General features: G+C 65.5%; 26 protein-coding genes and 1 tRNA gene. 16 read left to right on the plus strand and 11 right to left on the minus strand.

The window, feature by feature from the left end:
* Positions 1–28: 28 nt before the first annotated feature.
* The 5 genes from NO362_RS12755 to NO362_RS12775 all read left to right on the plus strand — a co-directional run bounded on the left by NO362_RS12755 (position 29) and on the right by NO362_RS12775 (position 4,304).
* Positions 29–1,753: an ABC transporter substrate-binding protein gene (locus tag NO362_RS12755; RefSeq protein WP_256545567.1), complete on the plus strand. Its 1,725-nt coding sequence runs from the start codon at positions 29–31 to the stop codon at positions 1,751–1,753.
* 42 nt (positions 1,754–1,795) lie between these two features.
* Positions 1,796–2,809 carry an ABC transporter permease gene (locus NO362_RS12760; RefSeq protein ID WP_256288950.1) on the plus strand — a complete coding sequence of 338 codons (1,014 nt, stop codon included), beginning with the start codon at positions 1,796–1,798 and terminating at the stop codon, positions 2,807–2,809.
* A complete protein-coding gene (locus tag NO362_RS12765) occupies positions 2,806–3,723 on the plus strand; it encodes an ABC transporter permease (protein ID WP_256545568.1) in 918 nt (305 codons plus the stop codon). Before NO362_RS12760 ends, NO362_RS12765 begins: the two co-directional genes overlap by 4 nt.
* Positions 3,716–4,063, plus strand: coding sequence for a DUF7268 family protein (locus NO362_RS12770; protein WP_256545569.1), 348 nt, complete (start codon positions 3,716–3,718; stop codon positions 4,061–4,063). The genes NO362_RS12765 and NO362_RS12770 overlap by 8 nt, the downstream gene beginning before the upstream one ends.
* A gap of 91 nt (positions 4,064–4,154) precedes the next feature.
* A complete protein-coding gene (locus NO362_RS12775) occupies positions 4,155–4,304 on the plus strand; it encodes a DUF7557 family protein (RefSeq protein ID WP_256288953.1) in 150 nt (49 codons plus the stop codon).
* A gap of 122 nt (positions 4,305–4,426) precedes the next feature.
* On the opposite strand, the gene NO362_RS12780 is transcribed toward NO362_RS12775, so the two are convergent.
* From NO362_RS12780 to NO362_RS12810, 7 genes are all read right to left on the minus strand, one after another.
* Positions 4,427–4,666 (minus strand): helix-turn-helix domain-containing protein, encoded by a 240-nt coding sequence (locus NO362_RS12780; protein WP_121569472.1) that lies wholly within the window; start codon positions 4,664–4,666, stop codon positions 4,427–4,429.
* A 216-nt stretch (positions 4,667–4,882) separates the two neighbouring features.
* Positions 4,883–4,976, minus strand: a tRNA-Met gene (locus tag NO362_RS12785).
* Positions 4,977–5,055: 79 nt separating this feature from the next.
* Positions 5,056–6,900, minus strand: a complete 1,845-nt coding sequence (locus tag NO362_RS12790; RefSeq protein WP_256545570.1) for an FAD-binding protein — start codon at positions 6,898–6,900, stop codon at positions 5,056–5,058.
* A gap of 69 nt (positions 6,901–6,969) precedes the next feature.
* Positions 6,970–7,860 carry a succinate dehydrogenase/fumarate reductase iron-sulfur subunit gene (locus NO362_RS12795; RefSeq protein WP_256288955.1) on the minus strand — a complete coding sequence of 297 codons (891 nt, stop codon included), beginning with the start codon at positions 7,858–7,860 and terminating at the stop codon, positions 6,970–6,972.
* Positions 7,861–7,873: 13 nt separating this feature from the next.
* Positions 7,874–8,245, minus strand: coding sequence for a succinate dehydrogenase/fumarate reductase transmembrane subunit (locus tag NO362_RS12800; RefSeq protein WP_121569475.1), 372 nt, complete (start codon positions 8,243–8,245; stop codon positions 7,874–7,876).
* Positions 8,245–8,640 (minus strand): succinate dehydrogenase, cytochrome b556 subunit, encoded by a 396-nt coding sequence (gene sdhC / locus NO362_RS12805; RefSeq protein ID WP_121569476.1) that lies wholly within the window; start codon positions 8,638–8,640, stop codon positions 8,245–8,247. The genes NO362_RS12800 and sdhC overlap by 1 nt, the downstream gene beginning before the upstream one ends.
* Before the next feature lie 124 nt (positions 8,641–8,764).
* Positions 8,765–9,781, minus strand: coding sequence for a succinylglutamate desuccinylase/aspartoacylase family protein (locus NO362_RS12810; protein ID WP_256545571.1), 1,017 nt, complete (start codon positions 9,779–9,781; stop codon positions 8,765–8,767).
* 170 nt (positions 9,782–9,951) lie between these two features.
* On the opposite strand from NO362_RS12810, the gene NO362_RS12815 reads away from it, so the two are divergent.
* Together NO362_RS12815 and NO362_RS12820 are read left to right on the plus strand one after the other, a co-directional pair.
* Positions 9,952–11,310 (plus strand): putative ATP-dependent zinc protease, encoded by a 1,359-nt coding sequence (locus tag NO362_RS12815; protein ID WP_256545572.1) that lies wholly within the window; start codon positions 9,952–9,954, stop codon positions 11,308–11,310.
* A 97-nt stretch (positions 11,311–11,407) separates the two neighbouring features.
* The gene (locus NO362_RS12820; protein ID WP_256545573.1) at positions 11,408–12,712 is read left to right on the plus strand and encodes an acetamidase/formamidase family protein; all 1,305 of its coding nucleotides are present in this window, start codon (positions 11,408–11,410) and stop codon (positions 12,710–12,712) included.
* 82 nt (positions 12,713–12,794) lie between these two features.
* Here the strand turns inward: NO362_RS12820 and NO362_RS12825 are convergent, their stop codons facing one another.
* Positions 12,795–13,055, minus strand: a complete 261-nt coding sequence (locus NO362_RS12825) for a ubiquitin-like small modifier protein 1 (RefSeq protein ID WP_256545574.1) — start codon at positions 13,053–13,055, stop codon at positions 12,795–12,797.
* Positions 13,056–13,159: 104 nt separating this feature from the next.
* Here NO362_RS12825 and NO362_RS12830 point away from each other — a divergent pair, with 104 nt between their 5' ends.
* The 5 genes from NO362_RS12830 to NO362_RS12850 all read left to right on the plus strand — a co-directional run bounded on the left by NO362_RS12830 (position 13,160) and on the right by NO362_RS12850 (position 17,261).
* Positions 13,160–14,119 (plus strand): CopG family transcriptional regulator, encoded by a 960-nt coding sequence (locus tag NO362_RS12830; protein WP_256545575.1) that lies wholly within the window; start codon positions 13,160–13,162, stop codon positions 14,117–14,119.
* Between the two features lie 7 nt (positions 14,120–14,126).
* Positions 14,127–14,795, plus strand: coding sequence for a DUF8135 domain-containing protein (locus NO362_RS12835; RefSeq protein WP_256545576.1), 669 nt, complete (start codon positions 14,127–14,129; stop codon positions 14,793–14,795).
* Between the two features lie 64 nt (positions 14,796–14,859).
* On the plus strand, positions 14,860–16,044 hold the full coding sequence (locus tag NO362_RS12840; RefSeq protein WP_256545577.1) for a lycopene cyclase: 1,185 nt from the start codon (positions 14,860–14,862) through the stop codon (positions 16,042–16,044).
* 170 nt (positions 16,045–16,214) lie between these two features.
* Positions 16,215–16,544, plus strand: a complete 330-nt coding sequence (locus NO362_RS12845; RefSeq protein ID WP_121569483.1) for a transcription factor S — start codon at positions 16,215–16,217, stop codon at positions 16,542–16,544.
* A gap of 294 nt (positions 16,545–16,838) precedes the next feature.
* Positions 16,839–17,261, plus strand: a complete 423-nt coding sequence (locus NO362_RS12850) for a hypothetical protein (RefSeq protein WP_256545578.1) — start codon at positions 16,839–16,841, stop codon at positions 17,259–17,261.
* Here NO362_RS12850 and NO362_RS12855 read toward each other — a convergent pair.
* Entirely contained in the window at positions 17,240–17,947 is a 708-nt protein-coding gene (locus NO362_RS12855) for an alpha/beta hydrolase (protein WP_256545579.1), read from the minus strand. The two genes, NO362_RS12850 and NO362_RS12855, sit on opposite strands and share 22 nt — an antisense overlap.
* Before the next feature lie 58 nt (positions 17,948–18,005).
* Here NO362_RS12855 and NO362_RS12860 point away from each other — a divergent pair, with 58 nt between their 5' ends.
* The 3 genes from NO362_RS12860 to NO362_RS12870 all read left to right on the plus strand — a co-directional run bounded on the left by NO362_RS12860 (position 18,006) and on the right by NO362_RS12870 (position 21,832).
* Complete coding sequence (locus NO362_RS12860) at positions 18,006–18,836, plus strand: PspA/IM30 family protein (protein ID WP_256288966.1); 831 nt, start codon at positions 18,006–18,008, stop codon at positions 18,834–18,836.
* A gap of 109 nt (positions 18,837–18,945) precedes the next feature.
* Positions 18,946–20,160: a DUF7972 family membrane protein gene (locus tag NO362_RS12865; RefSeq protein WP_500683711.1), complete on the plus strand. Its 1,215-nt coding sequence runs from the start codon at positions 18,946–18,948 to the stop codon at positions 20,158–20,160.
* Between the two features lie 82 nt (positions 20,161–20,242).
* Complete coding sequence (locus NO362_RS12870) at positions 20,243–21,832, plus strand: glutamate-cysteine ligase family protein (protein WP_256545580.1); 1,590 nt, start codon at positions 20,243–20,245, stop codon at positions 21,830–21,832.
* Between the two features lie 37 nt (positions 21,833–21,869).
* On the opposite strand, the gene NO362_RS12875 is transcribed toward NO362_RS12870, so the two are convergent.
* Together NO362_RS12875 and NO362_RS12880 are read right to left on the minus strand one after the other, a co-directional pair.
* Positions 21,870–22,313, minus strand: a complete 444-nt coding sequence (locus NO362_RS12875; RefSeq protein ID WP_256545581.1) for a DUF5820 family protein — start codon at positions 22,311–22,313, stop codon at positions 21,870–21,872.
* A 123-nt stretch (positions 22,314–22,436) separates the two neighbouring features.
* Positions 22,437–22,568 (minus strand): hypothetical protein, encoded by a 132-nt coding sequence (locus NO362_RS12880; protein WP_256288969.1) that lies wholly within the window; start codon positions 22,566–22,568, stop codon positions 22,437–22,439.
* A gap of 95 nt (positions 22,569–22,663) precedes the next feature.
* Here NO362_RS12880 and NO362_RS12885 point away from each other — a divergent pair, with 95 nt between their 5' ends.
* Positions 22,664–24,733: a PrkA family serine protein kinase gene (locus tag NO362_RS12885; RefSeq protein WP_256288970.1), complete on the plus strand. Its 2,070-nt coding sequence runs from the start codon at positions 22,664–22,666 to the stop codon at positions 24,731–24,733.
* Position 24,734 lies beyond the last annotated feature (1 nt).

A 24,734-nucleotide genomic window follows, 5' to 3' on the forward strand; every position in this document is an offset into this window, starting at 1 on the left:
ATTAATCTAGCAACATATTCCCTGAGGTATGGCCTCAAACACCAAGGACTCCTCGAGACGGGATTTCCTGAAGCGGGCCGGCGGCGCGACGGTCGCAACGGCGTCGATCACCACGCTCGCCGGGTGCGGCGGCGGGAACGACGACACCGAGACCGAAACGGACGCCGATGGCGACACCGGCGACGGCGACACCGAAACAGAGGGTGACACCGGCGATGGCGAGGGTGAGGAGACGACCAGGCTCCGGTATGGCCGCGGTGCCCACTCGAGTACCCTGGACCCCCAGAACACCACGAGCGGCGAGGTCGCGAAGGTGACGAATCAGGCCTACGATGGGCTGATCAGTTTCCAGGTCGGCGAGGCGTCTCTCACCGAGGGGCTCGCAACCGACTGGTCGATGGACGGCGAATCGGTGACGCTCACGCTGCGTGAGGGAGTGACGTTCCACGACGGATCGGACTTCACCGCCGACGACTTCATCGCCACGTACCGCCGGTTCGTCGACGAGGACTACGAGTACTACTTCGAGGACGCCTCGGTGTACGGTCCGTTCACGCTGGGGAACTGGATCGAGAGCGTCGAAGCAGCGGGCGACTACGAACTCTCGATCACCCTGACCCAGACGTACGCGCCGTTCCTCCGCAACCTCGCGATGTTCGCGGCCGTCGTCATCTCCCAGGAGGCGATCGAAGGCGACACCAACCTCGGCGAGGAGATGGTCGGCACCGGACCGTTCCAGTTGGAGACGCTCGACGACGCCAACAACCGCATCCGCCTCACTGCCTTCGACGACTACTGGGGCGACGGTCCGAACGTCGACGAGGTTCTGTTCCTGACCCGCGGACAGAACTCCACGCGGGCGCAGGCGCTCGTCGAACAGGAACTCGACATCATCGACGGTCTCGACCCCGACAGTATGCAGATCGTCGAAGGGTCCGACACCGCCGAGAACCGGACGGCGACCGGGATCAACATCGGGTATATGGCGTTCAACCTCTCGCGGGTCGAGGCGTTCCGCGACCGGCGCGTCCGCCGGGCGATCAGTTACGCGATCGACACGCAGGCGATCGTCGAGAACATCTACTCGGGAATCGCCACGCAGGCCGACCAGCCGATCCCACCCGCACTGTTCGGCCACAACGACGACATCAGCCCCTACGAACACGACCCCGAACAGGCCCAGAGCCTCCTCGACGAGGCCGGCTACGGCGACGGGTTCTCCTTTACGCTGACGACCTTCCAGAACCCCCGTGGCTACAACCCCGCACCGCTCCCGACCGCACAGACGATCAGAACGAACCTCGCGGAGATCGGTATCGAGATGTCGATCGACGACCGACAGTTCTCGGATTACCTCACCTACACCAGTCAGGGGCGCCACGACGCGACGCTCGCGGGCTGGTACACCGACAACGCCGACCCGGACAACTTCTGTTACGTCCTCTTGCACCCGCAAGTCGAGGTGCCCGACGGACAGGACTGGGTCTCTTGGGACACCGAGGGCTACAACACCTCGAACAACGCCGCGTGGGCGAACACCGAGTATATGGACCTCGTCGAGCAGGCCCAGCGGACCACGAATCAGGACGAGCGGGCACAGTTGTACCGCGAGGCCGCACAACTCGCACACGACGAAGCCCCCTGGGTGTTCATCGACTACGCCGACGAGGTCCGCGGCGTCGCTAACACCGTGAGCAACTACACCGTCGCTGCGATCGGCGGGCCATTCCTCGAAGTTGTCGAAGTCGAGTAACGAGTACCGTCTCATTCAGTATCTCACTCACTGCGCCCCAGAATGGTCTCGAATCGATTCGTCCTGAAACGGCTGCTCCTCTTGTTCCCCGTGCTGTTCGGGGTCGCGACCGTCGTCTTCGCCATCCTTCATCTCTCGCCCGGCGATCCGGCCGTGGTCATCGCCGGCGACAGAGCGAGCCAGGAGTTCGTCGAGCAGATCCGCTCGGATCTCGGACTCGACGACCCGCTGTGGCAGCAGTACGTCCGGTTCCTCGGCGACGTCGCGACGTTCGACTTCGGTCAGTCCTACCAGGTGAACCGCGGCACGCAGGTGAGCCAGATCCTCGTCGACCGGCTTCCGATCACGATCGAACTCGCGCTGCTCGGGCAGTTTGCGGGGCTCCTGTTCGGACTTCCGCTGGGCATCCTCAGCGCCGTCAAGCAGGACACCTGGACCGACCACCTCACCCGTGTCGGCGCGCTCAGCGGGATCAGCGTACCGATCTACTGGAGCGGCCCGCTTTTGATCCTGCTCTTCGCGCAGTTCCTCGGGATCTTGCCGACCAGTGGCCGGATCGGCTCGGAGTACTTCATCGAACCAGCCACGGGGTTGATCCTCGTCGACACGCTGTTAGCCGGGAACGTCCCGGCGTTCCAGTCTGCGGTCGTTCACCTGCTCCTGCCGGTGGTTGTGCTGGGGATCTACCAGATGGCCCTGCTCTCGCGGATGATGCGCTCGTCGATGGTCGAGGTGATCCGCCAAGACTACATACGGACTGCCCGGGCGAAGGGCCAAGGGTCGAAGATCACCGTGATGAAACACGGCCTCCGTAACGCGTTCATCCCCGTTATCACCGTCATCGGGATCCAGTTCGGCTCGCTCCTCGGCGGCGCCGTCCTCACCGAGACCGTCTTCGAGATCAACGGCATCGGCACGCTACTGGTGGACGCGATCAGCCGCAGCGACTACCCCGTCGTGCAGGGCACCGTCTTAGTCTTCGCCGTGCTGTACACGCTGGTCAACCTGGCGGTCGACATCACGTACTCGGTCCTCGATCCCCGCATCGAACAATGAGCACAGAAACACAGACCGGAACCGTCGATCGAAGCATCGTCGAGCGCCTGCGCGCGAGTCCGTTCCTCTCGCAACTCGTCTCGAACCGGCTCGCAGTCACCGGGCTCGTCATCATCGCCGTCGTCGTCGTGGTCGCGATCTACGCGCGGTTCACCTACGACCTCAGCAATCTGATGGCGACGCAGTTCGGCACCAACCCCTCGGAGGCCGCTCCCAGTATCGAGTACCCGTTCGGCACGGACGGACAGGCTCGTGACATCTTCCCGCGGGTGCTGTACGGCGCGTGGTACGCCGTCCTCTACGGAACCGTCACCGTCGCAGCCTCAACGTTCCTCGGGGTCGGCCTGGGCATCGTCGCGGCGTACTACGGCGACCTCACGGACAACGTCATTATGCGGACGATGGATGTCCTACTGTCGTTCCCGTCGCTCCTGCTGGCGCTCGCGCTCGTCACGATCTTCCCCGAGGAGCTGGGCCTGTGGCGTGCAGTCGGCGCGCTGACGCTCGTCTACACCCCCCGGTTCGCCCGCGTCGTTCGTGGCGCAGCGCTGAAAGTACTCGAAGACGAGTATACGGACGCGACGAAGGCGCTCGGCGCGACCGACCCGCGACTGCTCGTCCGGCACATTCTGCCGAACTGCCTCGCGCCGATCACCGTCCAGTCGACGCTCAACTACGGCCTCGCCATCATCGACATCGCCGCGCTCTCGTTCCTCGGCTTCGGCGCCAGTCCCGGCGAGCCGACCTGGGGGATGATGCTCTCGAACGGCGTCGAATTCGGGCTGTTCTCCGGGGCGTGGTGGTGGTCGTTCTTCCCCGGCCTGCTGCTCGCGCTGACGGTGCTCGGGTTCAACCTCCTCGGCGACGGGATGCGCGACGCGCTCGACCCGCGGATGCGAGAGACCGTTGACTGAGATCGACGTCCGACCGTTCGGTCGCGCGGTCACGCGGTGGGTCGGCGTCGGCGCGTTCGTCGGCGCTGTCGTCGCGGCCGCGCTTCTCTCGGTTGTCGGAGCCAAAGCCGCGACTGACGCTTCCTTCGCACTCGGTACGCTGGTGCTCGGATTCGGGGTCGCGACGTGGGCCGGAACGGTCGGCTTCGGCGAGTCGATGGCGGCGGTGCAGGATCACCTCGGCGGCGAGTCGGGGTGGAACCAGGGCGGGGCCCGACAGGCGTTCGCCGTGCTGACCTGGATCGGCGTCGGCTGGTCGGCCGCCGCTGTCGTGGCCTCGATCCTACTCGTCGGCCTGTGAGCTGGCCTGTCGCCGTCGCTGACGAGTGAGACGTTGGACACGACCGGACAGTGACCGGGCGCTTAAGTTTCCCCACGGCGTGGTCCCGGGTATGCCACAGGTGCACCTCGACGAGGAGACGGTTGCGCGACTGGACTCGCTCCGTCAGGAAGACGAAGACTACGACGAAATCGTCACCGAACTCATCAACATCTACGAAGCCGAGGAACTGACGCTGTTCCGTACCGGCGACGAAATCTGATCTCCGCCTCAGTCGGCTGTCGTCGCAGCCTCGACCCCACTCTCCGGGTTCTTCTTCGCGTTACTGCTGGCGGCAGCGCTCGTGGTCGATCGGCGAGCAGCGACTACGGCAAGTTCGCGGATCTAACAGAGGCGGTAGCGCTCGGCGTCCTGGTCGATCAGGCCGCGTTCACACAGCGTCGAAAGAATACTGTACAGCGAAATCTTCTTCATCTCCAGACTGGATTCGAGTTCGGAAATCGTCGCTTCCCCATACGTCGACAGGAATAGATAGACGAGTTTCGCGCGCGGCGATTCGAGTTCGGACGGAATCGTCGGCGCTTCGAGCCCTGCTGTCGGTCGTGTGTGCATCGTGCCCTGCATCGTTGTTGTCTACTCCTTGGATTCGACGATAATAAAACCCATCCACGACGATTGTCGAACAACCTCGATTTGAGAAATAGCGATAGAGCGCCTCTCAGACCCGCTCTGCGAAATGTGGACGAATGTTCATTTCTTTTTCGCCGGCGATCGTCGCCGTTTTTTTCGACTGGTGACGATATCGACGCGGCCGAGCGGCCGGGGCGCGTCTCGATACAGTGGAAGGGGCGGGAGTCGAACCACGCGAAGCCGTAAGCCGGCGCGACCGTATGACGGTCACTGCCGGATTGCTCTACCACTGAGCCACCCTTCCGATCGAAACCTACGCGACGCTGTCGTATATGGATGACGGCACCTCCGTCCGAGCAGAAAAAACGACGGTGGAACGGCGTTCAGTAGCTCCGGATCTTCGGCTCGTAGCGCTTCTCTTCGCCTTCGAGGATCACCGGCTTGTACCACAGTTCAGGCGACCCGTCGTTCCACGAGAGCATCGTGTGCTTCAGCCAGTTCTCGTCGTCGCGCTCCTGGTACTCCTTCCGCCAGTGCGCCCCGCGGAACTCGTCGCGAGCCAGCGCGCCGAGCGTGATGGCTTCGGCGATGTCGATGATGTTCCGCGTCTCGATGGTGTGCAGCAGGTCCGTGTTGAACGTCCGCGATTGGTCCGCGACGCCGACGTTCTGGTACGCTTCGCGAGCGTCACGGATGTCGCGGAGCGCCTGCTTGAGGCCGTCCTCCTCTCGGAACACGTTGACGTGCTGGGTCATCGACTCCTGGACGTCCGAACGGATCTCCGAGTGGTTGCGGCCGTCGTTCTCCAAGAGCGCGTCGACGCGCCGGTCCGTGCGCTCGGTCGCGCGCGCGACGAGTTCGTCAGGCGAGAGATCAGAGCCCTCGGCGGCCGCACCGCCGTCCGCGACGGCGTCGGCGCTGGAGATACCAGCCTCGCCGGGAGCGACTGGCGTCTCGACGTCGCCGGACTCCCACTCACCGCGCTTGCCGGTGGTGATCTCGGCCTCTCCGAGATCGCGACCCGCGGCGTGGTGGCCCGCGCGCGCACCGAAGACGATGAGTTCCGGCAGCGCGTTCCCGCCCAGACGGTTCGAACCGTGGACGGACGCACACGCACACTCGCCGGCGGCGTAGAGCCCCCCGATACACGTCTCACCGTTCTCGTCGGTCTCGATGCCGCCCATCGCGTAGTGCTGGCCGGGCTTGACTGGCATCGGTTCTTCGAGCGCGTCGACGCCCTCGAAGTCCTTGGCCAAGTGGAGGATGTTCTCGAGGCGGTCGGTGATACGCTCCTCGCCGAGGTGGCGCATATCGAGGTGGACGTACTCGTCCTCGATGCCGCGCCCCGCGTTCACTTCGCTCAGTTCGGCGCGAGCGACGACGTCGCGTGAGGCGAGTTCGCCGTCGTTGCTGGCGTACCCGTACTCGAACATGAAGCGCTCGCCCTCGGAGTTGTAGAGGATTCCACCCTCGCCGCGAACCCCCTCGGAGATGAGCACGCCCGTGCTGGGCAGACTCGTCGGGTGGAACTGGATGAACTCCATGTCCTCGATCGGGACGCCGGCGCGGTAGGCCATCGCGACGCCGTCGCCGGTGTTCGCGACGGCATTGGTGGTGTGATCGAATACCTGGCCGAGACCGCCGGTCGCGAGGATGACGCCGTCGCGGGCGCGGAAGCCCTCGATGTTTCCGGACTGGATGTCGTAGCCGACGACGCCGTGGCAGGTCCGGTCTTCGGGGTCGTCCTCGTCGCTGACGGCCAGATCGAGGACGTACCACTCGTCGTAGACCTCGATGCCGCGCTTGACGAGCTGTTCGTACATCGTGTGCAGGAGCTGATGTCCCGTCTCCGCACCGGCGTAGGTCGTCCGCGGGAACGAGAGGCCGCCGAACGGACGCTGGGAGACGCGACCGTCCTCCTCTCGGGAGAAGGCCATCCCCCAGTGTTCGAGTTGGATGACCTCCTCGGGACTGTCCTGCGCAAGGGTCTCGATCGCCGGCGCGTCGCCGAGGTAGTCCGACCCCTTCATCGTGTCGTAGGCGTGGTCCTCCCAGGAGTCGGCCTCGCGGAGCGCCGCGTTGATGCCGCCCTCGGCGGCCCCGGTGTGGCTTCGAACCGGGTGCAGTTTCGAGACGATGGCCACGTCGGCCCCTTCTTCCTGTGCCGCGATGGCCGCGCGAAGGCCCGCGCCTCCCGCGCCCACCACGATGACGTCGTGTTCGTGCATAATGTATGATTGCTGAATTGCGTTGGTCTCGTGTTCGTCGCGTGAATTGCGGTTACGTACTCCTCAGGTCTACCAGAACTTGAGGTTGTTCTTGACCGCTTCGCGCTTGAGTTCCTGGATGTGCTCGGTCAGCGGGATGTCCTTCGGACAGACCTCCGTACAGGAGAACTGGGTCTGACACCGCCAGACGCCGTGTTCCTGTTCGAGGATTTCGAGCCGTTGTTGCTTCATATCCTCGCCCTCGCGCTCGTCCATCGTGAAGCGATACGCCTTGTTGAGCGCTGCCGGGCCGAGATACTGGTTGTCGCCCGCGGCGATGTTACACGAGGACATACACGCGCCACACCAGATACAGCGCGTGGACATCTTCACCTTCTCGCGGTTCTCACGCGTCTGATGCTGCTCTTCGAGTTCGCCCTCCGGAAGCTCGTTCGTCTGGAAGTACGGCTCGACGGCCTCCATCTGGTCGTAAAAGTGCTCCATATCTACGACGAGGTCCTTGACGACCTCCGCGTGCGGGAGCGGTTCGATGCGGACCGGCTCTTCGAGGTCCGAGAGCTGCGTCTTACAGCAGAGACGCTGGGAACCGTTGACGAACATCGCGTCCGAACCACAGATCGCCTGTCGGCAGGAGTGCCGGAACGTGAGGCTCGAATCGTACGTGTCGCGCGCGTACATCAGCGCGTCGAGGACGGTCATCCCCTTGTGGTAGGGGACGTGGAAGTCGTCGAAGCGCGGCTCTTTCTTGCCCGCGATCTCGGGATCGTAGCGGAACACCTTCAGATGGTAGGTGTCCTCTTCGTCGAGCGCTTTCTCCGCCTCTTCGGCCTGGCGCTGGCGCTCTTTCTCTTCGGCGCGCTGTCGCTTCTTCTCCAGCCGGCGTTCCTGGGCTGCAGACGTCGGTTCGGCCTCGGCGGCGGACGATTCTTCTTCGACCTGTTCGGGAAGTTGCGTGCTCATTGTACTGTGACGCTTAGAGTGGGACGCCTCCGGCCCACGCGAGTGCGGTTCGGACGCCCTGCACGATCACGACGGCGCTCGCGACGCCGAGGACCAGTTTCGCGGCGGTCTTGCGGGTCCCGGTGAGGCCCTGATTGATGAGGGCGTTGTAGACGCCGTTGACGCCGTGGAACGTCGCCGTCAGGAGGAACAAGATCATGAGCGAGAAGTACGTCAGCTCCTGCATCCGACCCTGCGACATCGCGAAGGTGACTTCGTCGGCGTGGTGGACGAAGTGCAGGAGGAAGAAGTGGAACGCGAGGACGACCACGAGGAACGCGGCCGTGATGCGCTGCCAGAGCCACCGGCGTCCACCGGCCTGGAACGAGGAGTAGCGCTCGGCCATCAGCCGAACACCCCCGCGAGGAACGTCGGAACGCTCGCGACGACGATCGCACCCGTCAGGAGCAGCGACGCGTAGAAGCTCTTGTCCTGAGATTCCAGGCCGACGCCGAGGTCGACGAACAGTAGCCGGAGACCGTTGAGGATGTGGAAGACGGCCACTGCGAGCAATCCGACCTCCAGGATGCGGACGACCAGCAATCCCTCGAGCGTCTGGATCGTCGTCGTGTACGCATCCGGGCTCTGCAGTGCCGTCGAGAGGACGGCGATGTGGGTAAATAGGTACCCCACGAGCACCCAACCCGTGAACTTGTGGAACACCCAGGCCCACATTCCCGCTGAGAACTCCCGCCAGCGGCCGAAGTCCTCGATGAGGCCCCGATTGTAAGACTGACTCATACTCTTGTGAGATTCAGGACGGACCCACTATAGAACTTACGTGTACGGGTCGAGAGCCATTCGCTGGAACTATTTGCCAGCGCGTGTTCAGCGGCGAAATTGGCGGGTCGAGACCGCCTCGAAGCTACCGCGAACCGGCCGACTGTTCCCGTTCGACGACCCGGCGAACGTCCTCGTCGAGTTCGACGAGGTGACAGAGCGGATTGCCGGGGTAGACCACGGGGTTCTCCAGCACGCCGACGAGCAGGCCGGTGAAGGGGGCTTCGACGGCGATGTTGTCACTCTTGAACGGATCGGTGAGCGTGCAGATGCGTTCGCCCTCGTGGACCAGCGAGCCGCGGTCGTAGTGCATATCGACGATGCCACCGGCGTCGGCACGGATCCACGTCTTCTCGCTCGCGCTGTCGATGACGGTGCGCCAGCCGGGCCAGCGGACTGAGCCGGCCTCCCGGAGTTCGTACTCGGCGAAGACGCTCTTGACGCCCGCGAGCGCGTCGTCGATGAGCCCGCGCTGGAATCGGTGGGCTTCGCCCATCTCGATCGTGACGGTCGGAATGCCGACCCGCGTCGCCTCCGTGCGGAGGACGCCGTCGCTCCCTTCGGAGTCGATGATCACGTTCGTGCCGAACGACCGGGCCAGCCGGGCGACGTCGTCGTCGGACATATCGGCCCTGACGTGGAGCATATTCGTCCGCCCGCGCGTGGACGTGTGGAAGTCGAGCCCGAAATCACAGGGGGCGACGAAGTTGTCGAAGATGCGCGCGGCCATCCGCTTCGCGCTCGTCGAGTCCTCGTGGCCGGGGAACGATCGGTTCAGGTCGCGGTCGTAGATGGGGAGATAGCGCTGCTGGGCGAGGAACCCGGGGACGTTCAGCACCGGGAGACAGACGAGCGTGCCGGCGAGGTCCGAGAGGTCCCATTCGTGGGCGACCTCGCGGACGACCTCGATGCCGTTGAGCTCGTCGCCGTGCGCGGCTGCAGACAGGAACACGGTCGGCCCATCCTGCTCGCCGTTGATGATGGTGACCGGAATGCGGACCGGGTCCCCGAGATACGTCTCGCTGATCCCGTAGCGGAGATTCTGCCGCTCTCCGGGTTCGACCTTCCCGCCGTTGTACGTGAAGGTCCCGTCGGTGCTCATACTCGCCGTGGACGGGCCGGGGGGATAAACGCTCGCACCGACTCCGCTCGCGCTCGTGTCGACCCCCGAAGCGTGAAACGGTCACATCAGCGAAGTGTGAAACGGTCACACCAGCCGTTCTGAGTGCTGGATCGGCACCTCTTTGATTGTGTGGTTGAGTACGGAACAATATGTCTTCCGACGGAGATCAAGTTCGCGTAGGCGTCCTCTCGTTACACAACAGCAAGGAGACGAAGGCTATTCTCAACGCAGTCGACGATCTCGGCCACGACGGGATCTGGTTACGCCGTGAGAACTCCGCGATCTCCATCGAAGACGGCGACGTCGCGATCGAACCGGAAGTCGACGTCGTTGCCAACCGCCTGCTGCTCTCGAACACCGAAGAGCCGGCCGAACTACTCGGGCTGGCGACGACGTTCGAGCGGATCCGTCCGATGCTGAACGAGCCGGCGTCGGTCCTCACCGCCATCCACAAGTTCGCGACTGCGGCGACGCTCGCGAACTGGAACATCAAGGTCCCCGACGCCCTGCTCGCGCTCTCGAACAACCGCCTGAACCAGGGTCGGGATCGGTTCGGCGAGGTCGGGGTCTACAAGTCCGCCATCGGAACGCACGGCGGCGGCACCTGGAAGGTCGATCTCACCGAACCCGTGAACCCCAAGGTCGGCAACCGTCAGGCGTTCCTGCAGGACCTCATCGACCGCGACGAGACGCGACACCGCGACCTCCGCGTCTACATCGTCGACGACGAGGTCGTCGGCGCGATGTACCGCTACGCGCCCGAAGGCGAGTGGCGGACGAACGTCGCACTCGGCGGCGACGTCGTCGACGCGACCGACGATATGCCGCAGGAAGCGCGGGAGACCGCGCTGTACGCCGCAGAAGTGATGGAATTGGATTACGTCGGCGTCGACCTCATCGAAGGTGACGACGGCTGGTTCGTCCTCGAAGTCAACCCGACGGCCGGATTCAAAGGGCTGCACAAAGCGACCGGCCGCAGTCCCGCGCCGTACATCGCAAAGCTCGCGATCGAGCGTGTCGGCGGCGAAGTCGACGACGAGCGCGTCGAGGAACTGTCGGCGACGCTCGACGACTCCCGGCCCGCGGGGATGCCACGCGTCAGTTCGGGCCCGGTCGGCGACCGTCCGACAATCGGCTACATCGAGGAGGTCGTCGTCTCCGGTACCAGCGGGTCGACGCAGGCGAAAGCCAAGTCCGACACCGGGGCGACGCGGACGAGCATCGACACCTCGCTGGCCGCCGAGATCGGTGCCGGGCCGATCAAGAGTATGACGCGCGTGAAGTCCGGTTCGCTGAAGTCGGGGAAGGCCCGCCCGGTCGTCGACCTCGTCATCGGGATCGGCGGCACCCAGCACACAGTCACTGCGAGCGTCGAGGACCGCTCGCACATGGACTACCCCCTGCTCCTCGGTCGCGACATCCTCGAGCACTACCAGGTCGACGTCACGCGCCGGACCGACGAACCCGGCCGCGACGACGAGGAGCGCGAAGAGGAGTACCTGGAGTAGACCTGCCCGTTTCACCGGCTCTTAGCCACTGTATCTCGCGTTCGGTTCGTTCCGCACCAACGCTTAATAGATTCTCTCACGATCGTTTACAATGTATATGTCTCAACAGGTAGTCACCGAACTCGAGGTCGACGAGTACACGCTCGGGCTGGTCGGTCCCGATCAGGAGTGGGCCGGGACGGTCGCCGACGGCGGTACGGTCCGGACGCACACGCCGCCGGCCTGCTGGGGACCGATGATCACACCGAAGTTCCGGGGCGGTCACGAGGTCACGAAGCCGATCGCCGTCGACGGTGCGGAGGTCGGCGACGCGATCGCGATTCACATCAAGGACATCGAAGTGACGAGTGTCGCCACGAGCACCGGGTCGATGGCAGAACGCGAGGACGCCTTCGGCGACGACCCCTTCGTGGATCACCGCTGTCCGGAGTGCGGTGCCGAGTGGCCCGAAAGCGTCGTCGAGGGGACCGGCGAGGACGCCATCAGGTGTGCCGAGTGCGGTGCGAACGCCTCCTCGTTCGCGTTCGAGTACGGCATCACGACGGTCTTCGATGACGACTACGAGGTCGGCCTGACCGTCGACGAGGCGGCCGCCCACGACCTCGCCGAGCGCGCCGCGGAGGCGAGTGCGCTGCCGGAGAACTCCAGACAACATCCGATTCTGCTGTACGAACCATCGGAGATGCCGGGGACGCTCGGACATCTCCGGCCGTTCCTCGGCAACATCGGGACGACGCCGCCGGTCGAACTGCCGGACTCGCACAACGCCGGCGACTTCGGCCAGTTCCTCATCGGTGCCAGCCACGAGTGGGGCCTCGAAGACGAATCGGAACTGGACGCCCGAACGGACGGGCATATGGACATCAACGCGGTCCGCGAGGGCGCAGTCCTGATCTGTCCAGTGAAAGTCGACGGCGGCGGCATCTACGTCGGCGATATGCACGCCAATCAGGGCGACGGCGAACTCGCACTCCACACGACGGACGTCAGCGGCCACACCGAGTTCGAGGTCGAGGTCATCAAAGGTCTCGACATCGGTGGACCGCTCCTTCTGCCCAACGAGGAGGACCTCCCGCACATCAGCAAACCGTACAGCGAATCGGACATCGAGCGTGGACGCGAACTCGGCGCGGAGTACGGCGTCGACGTCGAAACCGATATGGGGCCGATTCAGGTGATCGGATCCGGAGCGACGGTCAACGACGCCACCGACAACGCCTTCGATCGCGCCGGCGACCTGCTGGGAATGAGCGAGGGCGAGGTCCGGACCCGCTGTACGTTCACCGGCGGCGTCGAAATCGGTCGTCTCCCCGGCGTCGTCCAGCTGACGATGCTCGCGCCGATGGAGACGCTCGCGGACCGCGGACTGGACCACCTCGTGCGCGATCAGTACGGGTTGTGAGCCGCGAACGACGGACTGTGAGCCCCGAGCGCCGGCGGACGGTGAGTCGCGCGCAGACGGTGGCCGGCGACCGCGCGGACGCTCACCCGCCCTGAACTGCCGGGTGCACAGCGAGCGACGCGTCGGCCGGGCACGGGTCGTCTACGTCTGCCGAGTCGCCGTCGACCGAGATGCGAACGCTCGGGGCGACCCGGCCGTCGTTCCGATACATCTGGGCTTTCGCCCGCGGATATGCGGCGACCAGTGCCTCGATCGCGTCTCGAACCGTTCCACCCTCGAACTCGATCTGTACGTGCTTGTCGCCGGTCGCGCTCCGAAGCGGTCCGTACACCGTGACGTCCATACGTTGCTTTCGTCGCCCCGGAAGTTGGATGCTTCTGTGAGGCCAGCGAATATTCTGTGGGACCAAGGGAATACTTAAGATGTGGATCCCAAAGGGTGCGGTAGATGGGGAGCGAGGGCGTCGACGGGCTGCCGGAAGAGCTCGACTCGTGGGTGGCCGACAGAGCCGCAGCCACAGATACCTCGCGAGCGGACGTCCTCCGTCGGCTCCTCGCGGCCCACCGTCTGCTCGACGAGCATCCGGAAGCTCTCGAGGACCCCGAATCGATCGACGTCGCCGAACTACTCGGGAGCGCGCCGGACTCCGACGACGATACTGCGGTTTCAGCGGAGGTCGACGCTCTCACGGCCGACGTCGCCGAGATGGTCGCGCGGATCAACGCGCTGGAGGACGACCTCGACGAGAAGATCACCGACGTCCGCGAGCGCGTCATCCAGGTCAAGCGCGAAACCGACGCCAAAGCGCCCGAGGACCACGACCACCCCGACATCGAACGCCGGCTACGTCAGGGCTTCGAGAACTACGAGGAGATCTTAGAGTACCTCACCGAGACGACCGACGACCACGACGCGAAACTGGATACTGTCGCCAGCGCCATCGTCGACCTCAGAGGGCGCATCGCGACCCTCGAACGGGACTCGAACGAGCGCGCTGCGGCGGCCGACCTCCGTCGGGAGGCGAACCGACAGGGCGTCGCCGAGGCCGTCTGTGAGTCCTGCGGCGAGTCGGTCCACCTCGGCCTGCTCGACAGCCCGTTCTGCCCGCACTGTGAATCGACTTTCGACGGCGTCGAGCCCAAGCGCGGATTCTTCGGCTCACACCGGCTCACGGTGGGCCAGCGGCCGGCATTGGAGGCACCGACCGAATCCGCGAGCGCCGGCGCCGAACGCGATGGCCTCTTCGACGACGAAAGTCGGGGTGCAGAAGATACGTCCGGTGCGCGCGCGGATGGGTCCACGTCTCACGATACCGCAGGAGAAGAGCAAGAAAAGAGTGCCGCAGCAGAGGACGTCTCCGAGCGCGACACTGACCGAACTGCGAACACAGCGCAGGTAAACGAGTGATCGAGAAGTGACCGACGAAGACACAGACCCTGACGCCGATCGCTCGGCTGACCCTGGGACCTCGCCAGAGCGGGATGCGAATGAGGCGACCGACATCGACTGGGTCGACGACGACGAACGCTCTGCGGGAACAGCGGACGAGCGGGACGGGACTCCCGAACCGGAAGCCAGCCCCGAGGAGGAACGGGCTCCGCTGTCGGATCTAGCGCGTCGGGTGTCCGAGCGCCGTGGTGCACGGGACCCCGAGACCGCGTCGACGACGCAGAGTGACAGCGTCCGCGGCAGCGATGCGAGCAAGCCGGACGCCGAGGGTGACGCCGCAGGCGAGAACCACGGGACAGGTCGTGGCGAGAGCGTTGACGCGGACGACCTCTTCGAGGAGATGTCCGTCGGCGATATCGAAGCGGAGACGCTCTGGTCGTCGCTCGAAAGCGACGATTCAGCCGAGCAGGTCGGGCTCGGTGAGACCGCCAGCAGCGTCTCCGAAGCAGGCACGACGACGCGGACGTCGTCGCGGGCTACGGAACACGTCGTCTCGAAGACGAAGTACTGCCAGAAGTGTCCGTACCTGACTGAACCGCCGGAGCTGGCCTGCGCTCACGACGGAACGGAGATCGTCGCTGTCGTCGACGCCGATCACTTCCGGGTGCGAGAGTGTCCGATGGTCGACGAGTGAACCCGTCCGCGGGTGATCGAGAATCCTGCCGAACGCTTTTGCTTACATAGACAAACGGTACCATATGGCGTTCGCTCGCCAGGGGAGCGAGGAGCGAACCGACCTCGGTGCGCTCCTCTCGCAGGTCCACCCGGTGTTTATGTTGCCGCCCCTCGCCGCGAGTGGGTTCGGTGCCGTCCTCGCCGGGTCGGCGACGCCCGCACCGCTCGTCCTCCACGCGATGGCCACGTTCTTCGCGGTCTACACGGCGCACGTCAAAGACGGCTACGTGGACTTCTACCGTCGCGGCGAGGACGACGACCACCCGATGAGCGAAGCGGGCTGTCGACGGGCGCTCGCCTGCGCGACGCTCGGGTTCGGCATCGTCACCGTGTTGCTCGGCACGCGCGTCGACGTCGTCGCCGCCGCCGTCACGGTCCCGATGTGGCTGCTGGGATTCTTCCACGCCCCGCAGTTCGACACGAACCCGGTGACGACGACGCTCGGATATCCACTCGGCATCGCGCTCGCCATCGTCGGCGGGCACTACGCCCAAGCAGGGCAGTTCGGCGCTGAACCGCTCGGATTCGCGCTCGTCTTTCTCACGACGCTCGCCGGCGTGAAGATCGTCGACGATTCCACAGATTACCAGTACGACCGCTCCATCGGCAAGCGGACGGTCGCCGTCGCGCTCGGCCTCGAACGCGCGCGACGCTTGGCGTACGCGCTGCTGTATCTCGGCTTCGTGTTCGTCGTCCTGTTCGCCGTCGGCGGGCCGTTCCCGGCGTCCGCACCGCTGGCTGCCGTCGCCTTCGGAATGGTCGCGCTCGTCGCGACCCGGGCAGACGCGACGGTGGCGACGATGCTGCTCGTCCGCGGCGCGTACGTCTTCCTCGCGCTCTTGGTCGTCGCCGTTTGGTATCGCCCGCTCGCGGGCGTACCGCTTCCGGATATCGGCCTGCTCGGCCCGTACACCTATCTCGCGACCGAAATCGCCTTCGGCACACTCGCGCTCGCCCTCCTGGTGTACGCCGACGCCCTCCGCCGCGCCGCGGTGACGATCCTGTCGCTCTATCCACTCGCGTACGTCTGGGACTGGTACACGCTCGAAGTCGGGGTGTTCGCGATTCCGCTGCGGACCGGCGTCGAACTCCTTGGCATTCCGGTCGAAGAACACCTGTTTATGCTCGTCGTCCCGGCGCTCGTGATCGGGATCCACGAGACAGTGAACGGCAGGGGGCGCACCGCCGCGGCCGACGAGCGGGAGTGATACTGTCGGACAGAACGATGTGAAGATTATCAGCACCCCGTGGGTGCCGACATCATTCACGAACTGCTGTCCGACAGTATGAGGCCGGGGGGCTCCTCATATGCGCGGCGGACACGCCTGACGACATTTTCCCGAGAGACACTTGTGTCCGGGACCGATACGAGGGGTAAATGCAGTTCTGCGACGAGTGCGGTTCGATGATGGTCTCTCGGGACGGCGCGATGGTCTGCACCAACGAGGACTGCGGCGCGCAGGCCGAACAGGACGAGGAGTTGGCCGAGCAGTTCGTCTCGACGGAGGCCCAGACCGACGACGACGTGATCGAAACCACCGAAGACGCGAACTTCGAGGGCAAACCGACGGCCACCGACGTGGTCTGCGACGAGTGCGGCAATCAAGAGGCGTGGTACACGATCAAACAGACCGGCTCGGCCGACGAACCGCCGACGCGGTTCTTCAAGTGCACCGAGTGCGGCCATCGGTGGCGGGGGTACAACTAACCCACCTTTTTCCACGGTGGGTTTCCTCGCGGCGCTTCGCGCCGCTGTGGGAACCCACCGCACAAAAACCTGGAGGGAAAAAGCCGCGAGGCTCGCGTTCGCTCGCCTCGCGGTACTACTCGTAGGTACCGCATCCGCCACAGCACCGCCTCCGCTACAGCACCGCCTCCGCCACAGCTCCGCATCCGCCACAGCTCTGCATCCGCCACAGCTCCGCATCCGCACTGCCTCCGCGACAGCTCCGCCTCTGCACGGCACGGTACACCATTACCAACGGGCACCGAACGGCGTGATATGTCCCTCCACCAACGCTTCCGCGACCGACTCCGCCCGTGGTACCTCCTCGACCTCGCCGCGTTCATATTCGGCGCCGGAGGATCGCTCTGGCGCAACAGTTCCGGATTCGAGACCGCTCCCCCGTTATTCGCGCTCGTCACGGCCATCGTTTCCGGCCTCCTCGCGGTCGTCGTCCTCCGGTTCACCCTCGGCAACCTCTGGGGCTACGCCGTCGAGTACGCCAACGCGGGCGGCCAGTGGAGCGACCTCGCGTTTCTCGTCCCGGTGGGGAGCGGCCTCGCGGGCGTCGTGGTCACGTACGCGGTCACGACGGATCTCGGCGCGGCCGCGTGGGGCGGCTTCTGGACCTTCGCGGTCGTCGCCGGCGTCGTCGCGGTCGCCGTCTCCTTCGCCGCGGGCTACCGCGGGACGTCCGCCTGAAGCGCTGGCTCCAGGAACTCCGCGACGGCTGTTGCGACTTTTCCGGCTTGCCCGATGAAGAAGTGATCCGCGGCGAACTCGACAATCGAGTGACCGCGTGTGCGTGCGACGTCGACGACTGCCCCGACGTCGACGACGTCGTCGCGCGTGCCGTACAGCACTTGTACGCCGATCTGCTCCGGGATCTTCGGGAGGTCCGCGACGACGTCGATACCGCCGATGCTGCCGTCGTCCGGTGTCTCGGGGTCCGCTCGTGTCGCTCCGAGCCGCGCGTCCGGCGCGAGGGCGGAGACAGCGACGACGTCAGCACCGTGGGCGGCGGCCGAGAGAGCGACCGACGCGCCGAAACTGAAGCCGAACAGCGCGACGCGATCGTACCGCTCGTTCGCCCACGCGACGGCGTTCAGCGCGTCGGTTCGTTCGCCCCGGCCGCCGTCCCAGGGGCCGTAGTCGAACCGCAGACAGTCGATCCCTCGCTCTCGGAGTTCGTCGCTCACCGCCCGGAGGCGCTGGTCACCGCGGCGGCCGCCGTGTTGGGGGTGTGGTGGGCACGCGACGACGCACGCGTCGGCCGCAGTCGCCGCGTCGTCGGTCCCGGTGTCCGCGGCGGCGCCATCAGAGTCTGCAGCGACGTCGAGCGTCCCGCGAGCGTCGCGGCCGCCGGGCAGCAGAATCGTCTCGCTCATCGAACGTGCGGCGTTCGGCACGTGAGGTTTTAACTCCAGCGTGCCCAACGTGGGACGTATGGGAATCCTCTCACGCGCGTCCTACGTCGTCCGCTCGAAGCTCAACGCCCTCCTCAACCGCGCAGAGGATCCGACGGAAACGCTCGATTACTCCTACGAGCAGATGCGTGACGAACTGCAGGACGTAAAGCAAGGCATCGCCGACCTGACGACCCAGAAGAAGCGCCTAGAGATTCAAAAGCGCCGGCTCGAAGAGAACGTCGAAAAGCACAACGACCAGGCCCGCGAGGCCGTCCGGCAGGGCCGCGACGACCTCGCTCGACAGGCCCTAGAGAAGAAGCAGGCGAAGATGTCCCAGATCGAAGAACTGGAGGGACAGATCGCAGAGCTCCAGTCGACTCAGGACGACCTCGTCGAGAAGAAGAACGAACTCCAGGGCAGAATCGAGGAGTTCCGCACGAAGAAGGAGACGATGAAAGCCCGCTACGAGGCCGCGGAGGCGTCCTCGCGCGTCTCGGAGGCGATGACGGGCGTCGGCGACGAGATGGCCGACGTCTCCCGGGCGATCGAGCGCGCCGAGGAACGCACCGACGAGATGGAGGCCCGTTCGGAGGCGATGGACGAACTCGTCGACACCGGCGCGTTCGACGAGGCGATGTCGGACAAAGACAGCATCGACCGACAGCTCGAAAGCGGCCGCACCGGCGCCGAGGTCGACTCAGAGTTGGAAACGCTGAAAGCCGAGATGGGCGGGACCGACGAAGGGGAGACGGAAGCCGCCGACGTCGAGGCCGAATCGGATGCGGGCGAGGAGAGCGCCCCGGACGTCGACGTCTCCGACGCCGAGGTCGAAGCCGAACTGGAAGAGCTGAAAGACGACGAGAACTGACGCTCGCGAGCCGAACACACCGCTGCGTCGCGGACGTCGGCGCGAGCACTTTTCACCACCCGGCCGGGGCGTCCGGACACCACTGTCGCTGCGGCCTTCGAGAATTCCGATGATGGGCAAAGAGACGTCGACCGACGACGGGACGGCGAGTGAGGACGCGACGACCGACAGGTCGGCCGTCGAGGAACCGCCCGCTGACCAGACAGCAGCCGACAAAGCCGCAGGGAGCCGGGGATCGGCCGACGAGCCGAGCGACACGATGCGCCGCCGCGGCACGGAGAACCGGCTGAAGCTCTGGCTCCTGTTGGAGGCGAATCGGTGGGTCGTCGCCGCGGTCGTCCTGGCTGGCTTCGTTCTCGGGACGCTCCTCGTCGCTGCCCTCGTCCCCGACCGGGTCGTCCTCTCAGTCGGCGATCCGGTCGAAACGCTCTTTCAGGGGCTCGTGACCGCGACGATCACCGGCGTCACGCTCGTCGTCTCGATCAACTCGCTCGTGCTCTCACAGGAACTGGGGACGCTGGGCGACCAGCGCGACCGGATGGAGGGCGCGATGTCGTTCCGCCGCGACGTCGAGGACGAACTGGGCGTCGAGACCGCGCCGGCGACACCCGCGGCGTTCCTCCGGGTACTCGTCGACGGCGTCGAACGGCGTGGCGCTCGACTCTCGAAGGCCGCAGCGGCCGTCGCATCCGAGCGGGTCGAAACCGAGCGGACACGAGCCTTCGCCGACGACGTCCGCGGCCACGCCTCGTCGGTCAGCAGCGACCTCGCGGACCGTCAGTTCGGTACGTTCGGCGTCCTCTCGGCGGCGCTGAACTTCAACTACTCCTGGAAGATCCACGAGGCGCGACGGTTGCGCGAGTCGCTTCCGGAGGCCGACGAGACTGCGGACGCCGAGTCGATACGGGAACTGCGCGATGCGCTCGATTCGGTCGTGGCGGCGCTGACGCTGTTCGGTCCCGCCAGAGAGCACGTCAAAACGCTGTATTTCCAGTGGGAACTGGTCGACCTCTCGCGAGCGATGCTCTACAGCGCGGTTCCGGCACTGCTGGTGGCGACGAACACGCTGCTGTTTCACGGCACGCTCGGGTCGGTGTCGGGGGCGACGCTCGGAATCGCCCACTACGTCTGGATCGTCGCACTCACGGCCTCGATCGCGCTCACGCCGTTCGCCATCCTCCTGTCGTTCGTCCTCCGGATCGGCACGATCGCGAAGCGGACGCTCTCGATCGGTCCGTTCATCCTGCGTACGACCGGCGGCGACGAGGTCGGCGGTGGACGCGGCGATAGTGGACGCAGCGATAATAGACGCGACGACGAGTGAAGGGACCCGGACCGACTCGGGGGACCGTGCGGGGCGCGCACAGCCGACAGTATCAGTAGCCGTCGGCCGCGACACGTACGCAATGACCGAGACGACCGACGCCGTCCGCGCGGCGCTCGATCCAGACCGACGCGCCGCCTTCGAGCGCCGCGTCGACCGGGAAGCCGAATCACTGCGGAACGACGTCGCCGCGGGCGCCTTCGACGCGCCCGACTTCGCCGTCGGACTCGAACTCGAGGGCTACGTCGTCGACGCCGACGGCCGACTCGCGGCCGCCCCCGAGAGCCTCTTCGAGATCGACGGCTGTAGCCGGGAACTCGGCGTCCACAACGCCGAGATTCACACTGCGCCGGACGTCGTCTCCGACGCGGGACTCCGCCAGCAGTACGACGAACTGCGAGGGATCTACGACGACATCCAGCGCCACCTCGGCGAGTCGGACCGCCGCTTCGTCCTCGATGCGATGTGGACTGTGCCGCCCGAGTCGGGCACTCGCCAGTATCTCAGCGCGGGGACGGCAACCGACGGGATCTTTCTCGCCGACAATATGCGCCCCGTTCCCCGGTACGTCGCCCTCGATCAGAAAATCCGCGAGGCGAACGGGGGACGAATCGGACTCGGCCTGCCCGGCTACGACGACGCCCGCTCGATGCTCGTCGAGTCGCTCGCGACGTCGATGCAGCCACACCTCCAGCTTCCGGACCCGACGGACATTCCGCGCTACCTGAACGTCGCCACGCGGACGATGGGGCCGATCCTCTCGCTGACGGCCAACTCGCCGTTCCTCCCAGCCGATATCTACGATGACGAGCCAGTCTCGGATGTCGTCGAGGTCTTCGCGCAGACCCCGCACGAACTCCGGATTCCGATCTTCGAGCGCTCCGTCGACGAGGGAACGAACAAGTGTCGCGTTCCGCGTGACGTAGCGAGCATGGGCGAACTGATCGACCGAATCGCCGAGGACCCGACGCTCGTCGCGCCGCCGGATCTGGGTGCAGACGGCAACGAAGACGGCGACGAGGGCGGATCGCAAGACGACAGTGGGGGAAAAGGCGACCCCGGCAGCGAGCGCTACCCCGCGTTCGGGGCGAAACGCGGGACGTACTGGCGCTGGGTTCGCCCGGTCTTCGGCGGCGAGATCCCGCGCGGCGCGGACGGCGCACCGATCCCGGGGGCGAGCGAGGAGTCGGTGCGGATCGAGTACCGGCCGCTCCCGACGCAGCCGACGCTCAGAGACACCGTCGGCGTGCAGGCGCTCGTCGCCGGCGTGCTCCGCGGCGTCGACGTCGCGGACCACCCGCTCGCGACGCTCTCGTGGGAGGACGCGCGAGCATCGTTCTACGCCGCGGTCGACGATGGCCCGGACGCGGACTTACGCTGGGTGACGCAGGACGGCGAGCAGACGGGAGAAACCGAAGCTATCTACGACGACCTGTTCGCACTCGCACGTCGCGGCCTCGACGCACTCGGCGTCGGTGCGGACGCGACCGAGTGGGCACTCGGACCGATCGAGGCGCGGCGCGATGCGGCGCACACCTCGCCGAGCGCGTGGAAGCGAACGAGGGTCCGCGAAGCGGTCGAAGACGGGGCGTCGCTGCCGGCGGCGATCAGCGAGATGCAGGGAGAGTACGTCGAACGTGTCGCGGGCGGAACGCCGTTCGCGCAGTGGTAGGGACCAGTTTGTGGCGTGGTAATCTGACCGAATACGCTCACTCGCCGGCGCCGACGACCTCGTCGAGGCGCTCGAAGTAGGTCTCGCGCGGGATCTGATACGCCGCGCGGTAGTCGACGTCGCCGTCGGCGAAGCGGCGGGCGAGGTCGTTCGCGCCCGCGAGTGCGGCGGCGCGGCTGTCGTACGACTCGGCTACTGCCTCGATCTCCGGTTCGAGCGTGAGGACGACGTGCCAGGTGGTCGTCGGAATCTGGGAAGCACCGGGACGGCGGGCCCGCGACCCGTTCGAGATCATAATCGTCGGGAGACACTCCGCGGGAAGGCCGTTCTGTTCGTTGAATACGTCCGGCCGAAACACCAGAATACGGCGGCCCTGTGGCTCGTCGTTCCAGAGGGTCCAACCGGATGGGGGGCTCTCGGGAGCGTCGTCTGCCGCGCCGTCGCGTTCGTCGTCTCTCGCCGGTCGCGGGCGGTCCTCCATACTCCGTCTTCGGGTTCCCGGATACATATATCGTCGCGTTGTGGCCGGACAGTTCCCAGGTATCGCCCCCCAAATCGAGGGAAGGCTTATGTGTGTCGATCACTCACACACTCTCAGTCTCGGTCAATCGGATCGAGCGACCGCCTGTACGCGCACCGCCCGCTGAATCCCGACGTTCTGTCGCCCTGTCGCCGCCTGGTCGCTGTCGCCCGATGACGTCTCGCCGCGCGCGTGCTGATTGGTATGTGTAATCATACCATACTTGCCACGAGCGCGCCATCGCGTCCGTGCGCGTCTACCCTCGCCACGCGCCAGGGAGACGCGGCGTCGCTCCCCGAGACGGACAAACAATGAACGGTGACAGAGAAACCCTCGAATCCCTGAGTCGGCAATACAAGGACTCGGTTCCCTCGGACCTTCGCGAAGCGAAGCGCTTCGAGTGGTACCTCGACGCGGTGTACGAAGACCCGCGTATCGCCAGAAACGCCCACCAGCGCGTGGCCGATATGTTCGACCACTACGGCACCGACTACGACGAGGACGCCGGCGTCGTCGAGTATCGGATGGCCGCCGAAGATCCGCTCCACGACGGTGAAAACACCTTCTACGGACGGGAGGTCCACGAGTCGATTCACGAGTTCGTGAACAAGGTGAAATCCGGTGCGCGCGGACTCGGTCCCGAGAAGCGGATCAAACTCCTCCTCGGCCCGGTCGGCTCCGGGAAATCGCACTTCGACTGGATGGTCCGACGCTACTTCGAGGATTACACCGCGACGGACGCGGGGCGGATGTACACCTTCCGGTGGACGAACCTCTGCGACGTCATCCGCGATCAGGACCCCGAGGACGACGTCGTCACCTCCCCGATGAATCAGGACCCGCTGGTCCTCCTCCCACAAGAGCAGCGCGACGAGGTCCTCGCGCGCCTCAACGAGCGACTGGACGCGCCGTACACGATCCGGAACGACCAGACGCTCGACCCCGCCTCGGAGTTCTATCTCGACTCGCTGCTTGCGTCCTACGACGACGACCTCCAGGCCGTCTTGGAGAACCACGTCGAGATCGTCCGCCTCGTCGCCTCCGAGAACAAGCGGCAGTGCGTCGAGACGTTCGAGCCGAAGGACAAGAAGAACCAAGACGAGACCGAACTCACCGGCGACGTCAACTACTCGAAACTCGCCGTCTACGGCGAGTCCGACCCGCGCGCGTTCGATTACTCCGGGGCGTTCTGTAACGCCAACCGCGGGCTCTTCTCCGGCGAAGAGCTGCTGAAGCTCCAGCGGGAGTTCCTCTATGACTTCCTGCACGCCTCCCAGGAGCAGACGATCAAGCCGAAGAACAACCCCCGGATCGACATCGACCAGGTGATCGTCGGGCGGACGAATATGCCCGAATACAGAGAGAAGAAGGGCGACGAGAAGATGGAGGCGTTCAACGACCGGACCAAGCGGATCGACTTCCCGTACGTGTTAGAGTACGACGAGGAAGCCGAAATCTACCGCAAGATGCTCCGGAACGCCGACGTCCCGGATATGCACATCGAACCGCACGCCTTAGAGATGGCGGGGCTGTTCGGCGTGCTCACCCGGATCACCGAACCCGACGGCAACGTCTCGCTCGTGCAGAAGGCGAAGGCGTACAACGGCGAAATCGACGACGGCGACGACGTCGACGTCCGAAAAATCCGCGAGAGCGGCGAGGAGAAAGCCGACATCGGCGAGGGGATGGACGGCGTCTCCGCGCGGTTCATCGGCGACGAGATCGCCGAGGCGATTATGGACTCGACCCACCGCGACCGGTCGTACCTCTCGCCGCTGTCGGTGTTCTCGCACTTCGAGGCCAACTTGGAGAACCACGGGTCGATCCCCGAGGACAACCTCGACCGCTACTACCGCTACCTCGAACTCGTCCGCGAGGAGTACAAGGCGCGCGCCATCGAGGACGTGCGGCACGCGCTCGCGTACGATCTCGAAGAGATCCAGCGGCAGGGCGAGAAGTATATGGATCACGTGATGGCGTACATCGACGACGCCACCGTCGAAGACGAACTCACCGGGCGCGAGCAGGACCCCGACGAGACGTTCCTCCGCTCGGTCGAGGAGAAACTCGAGATCCCCGAAGACCGGAAGGACGACTTCCGCCAGGAGGTCTCGAACTGGGTCTCCCGCCGCGCCCGCGACGGGACCTCCTTCGACCCGCAGGACAACGACCGACTCCGCCGCGCGCTGGAACGCAAACTCTGGGAAGACAAGAAACACAACATCAACTTCTCGGCGCTGGTCAGCGCGAACGAACTCGACGACGACGAGCGCAGCGCGTGGATCGACGCCCTGATCGACCAGGGCTACTCCCCGGAGGGAGCCCGCGAAGTGCTCGAGTTCGCCGGCGCGGAGGTGGCAAAGAGCGAACTGGAAGAGTAAG

This window comes from Halobellus inordinatus (assembly GCF_024498335.1).
GTDB lineage: Archaea > Halobacteriota > Halobacteria > Halobacteriales > Haloferacaceae > Haloquadratum > Haloquadratum inordinatus.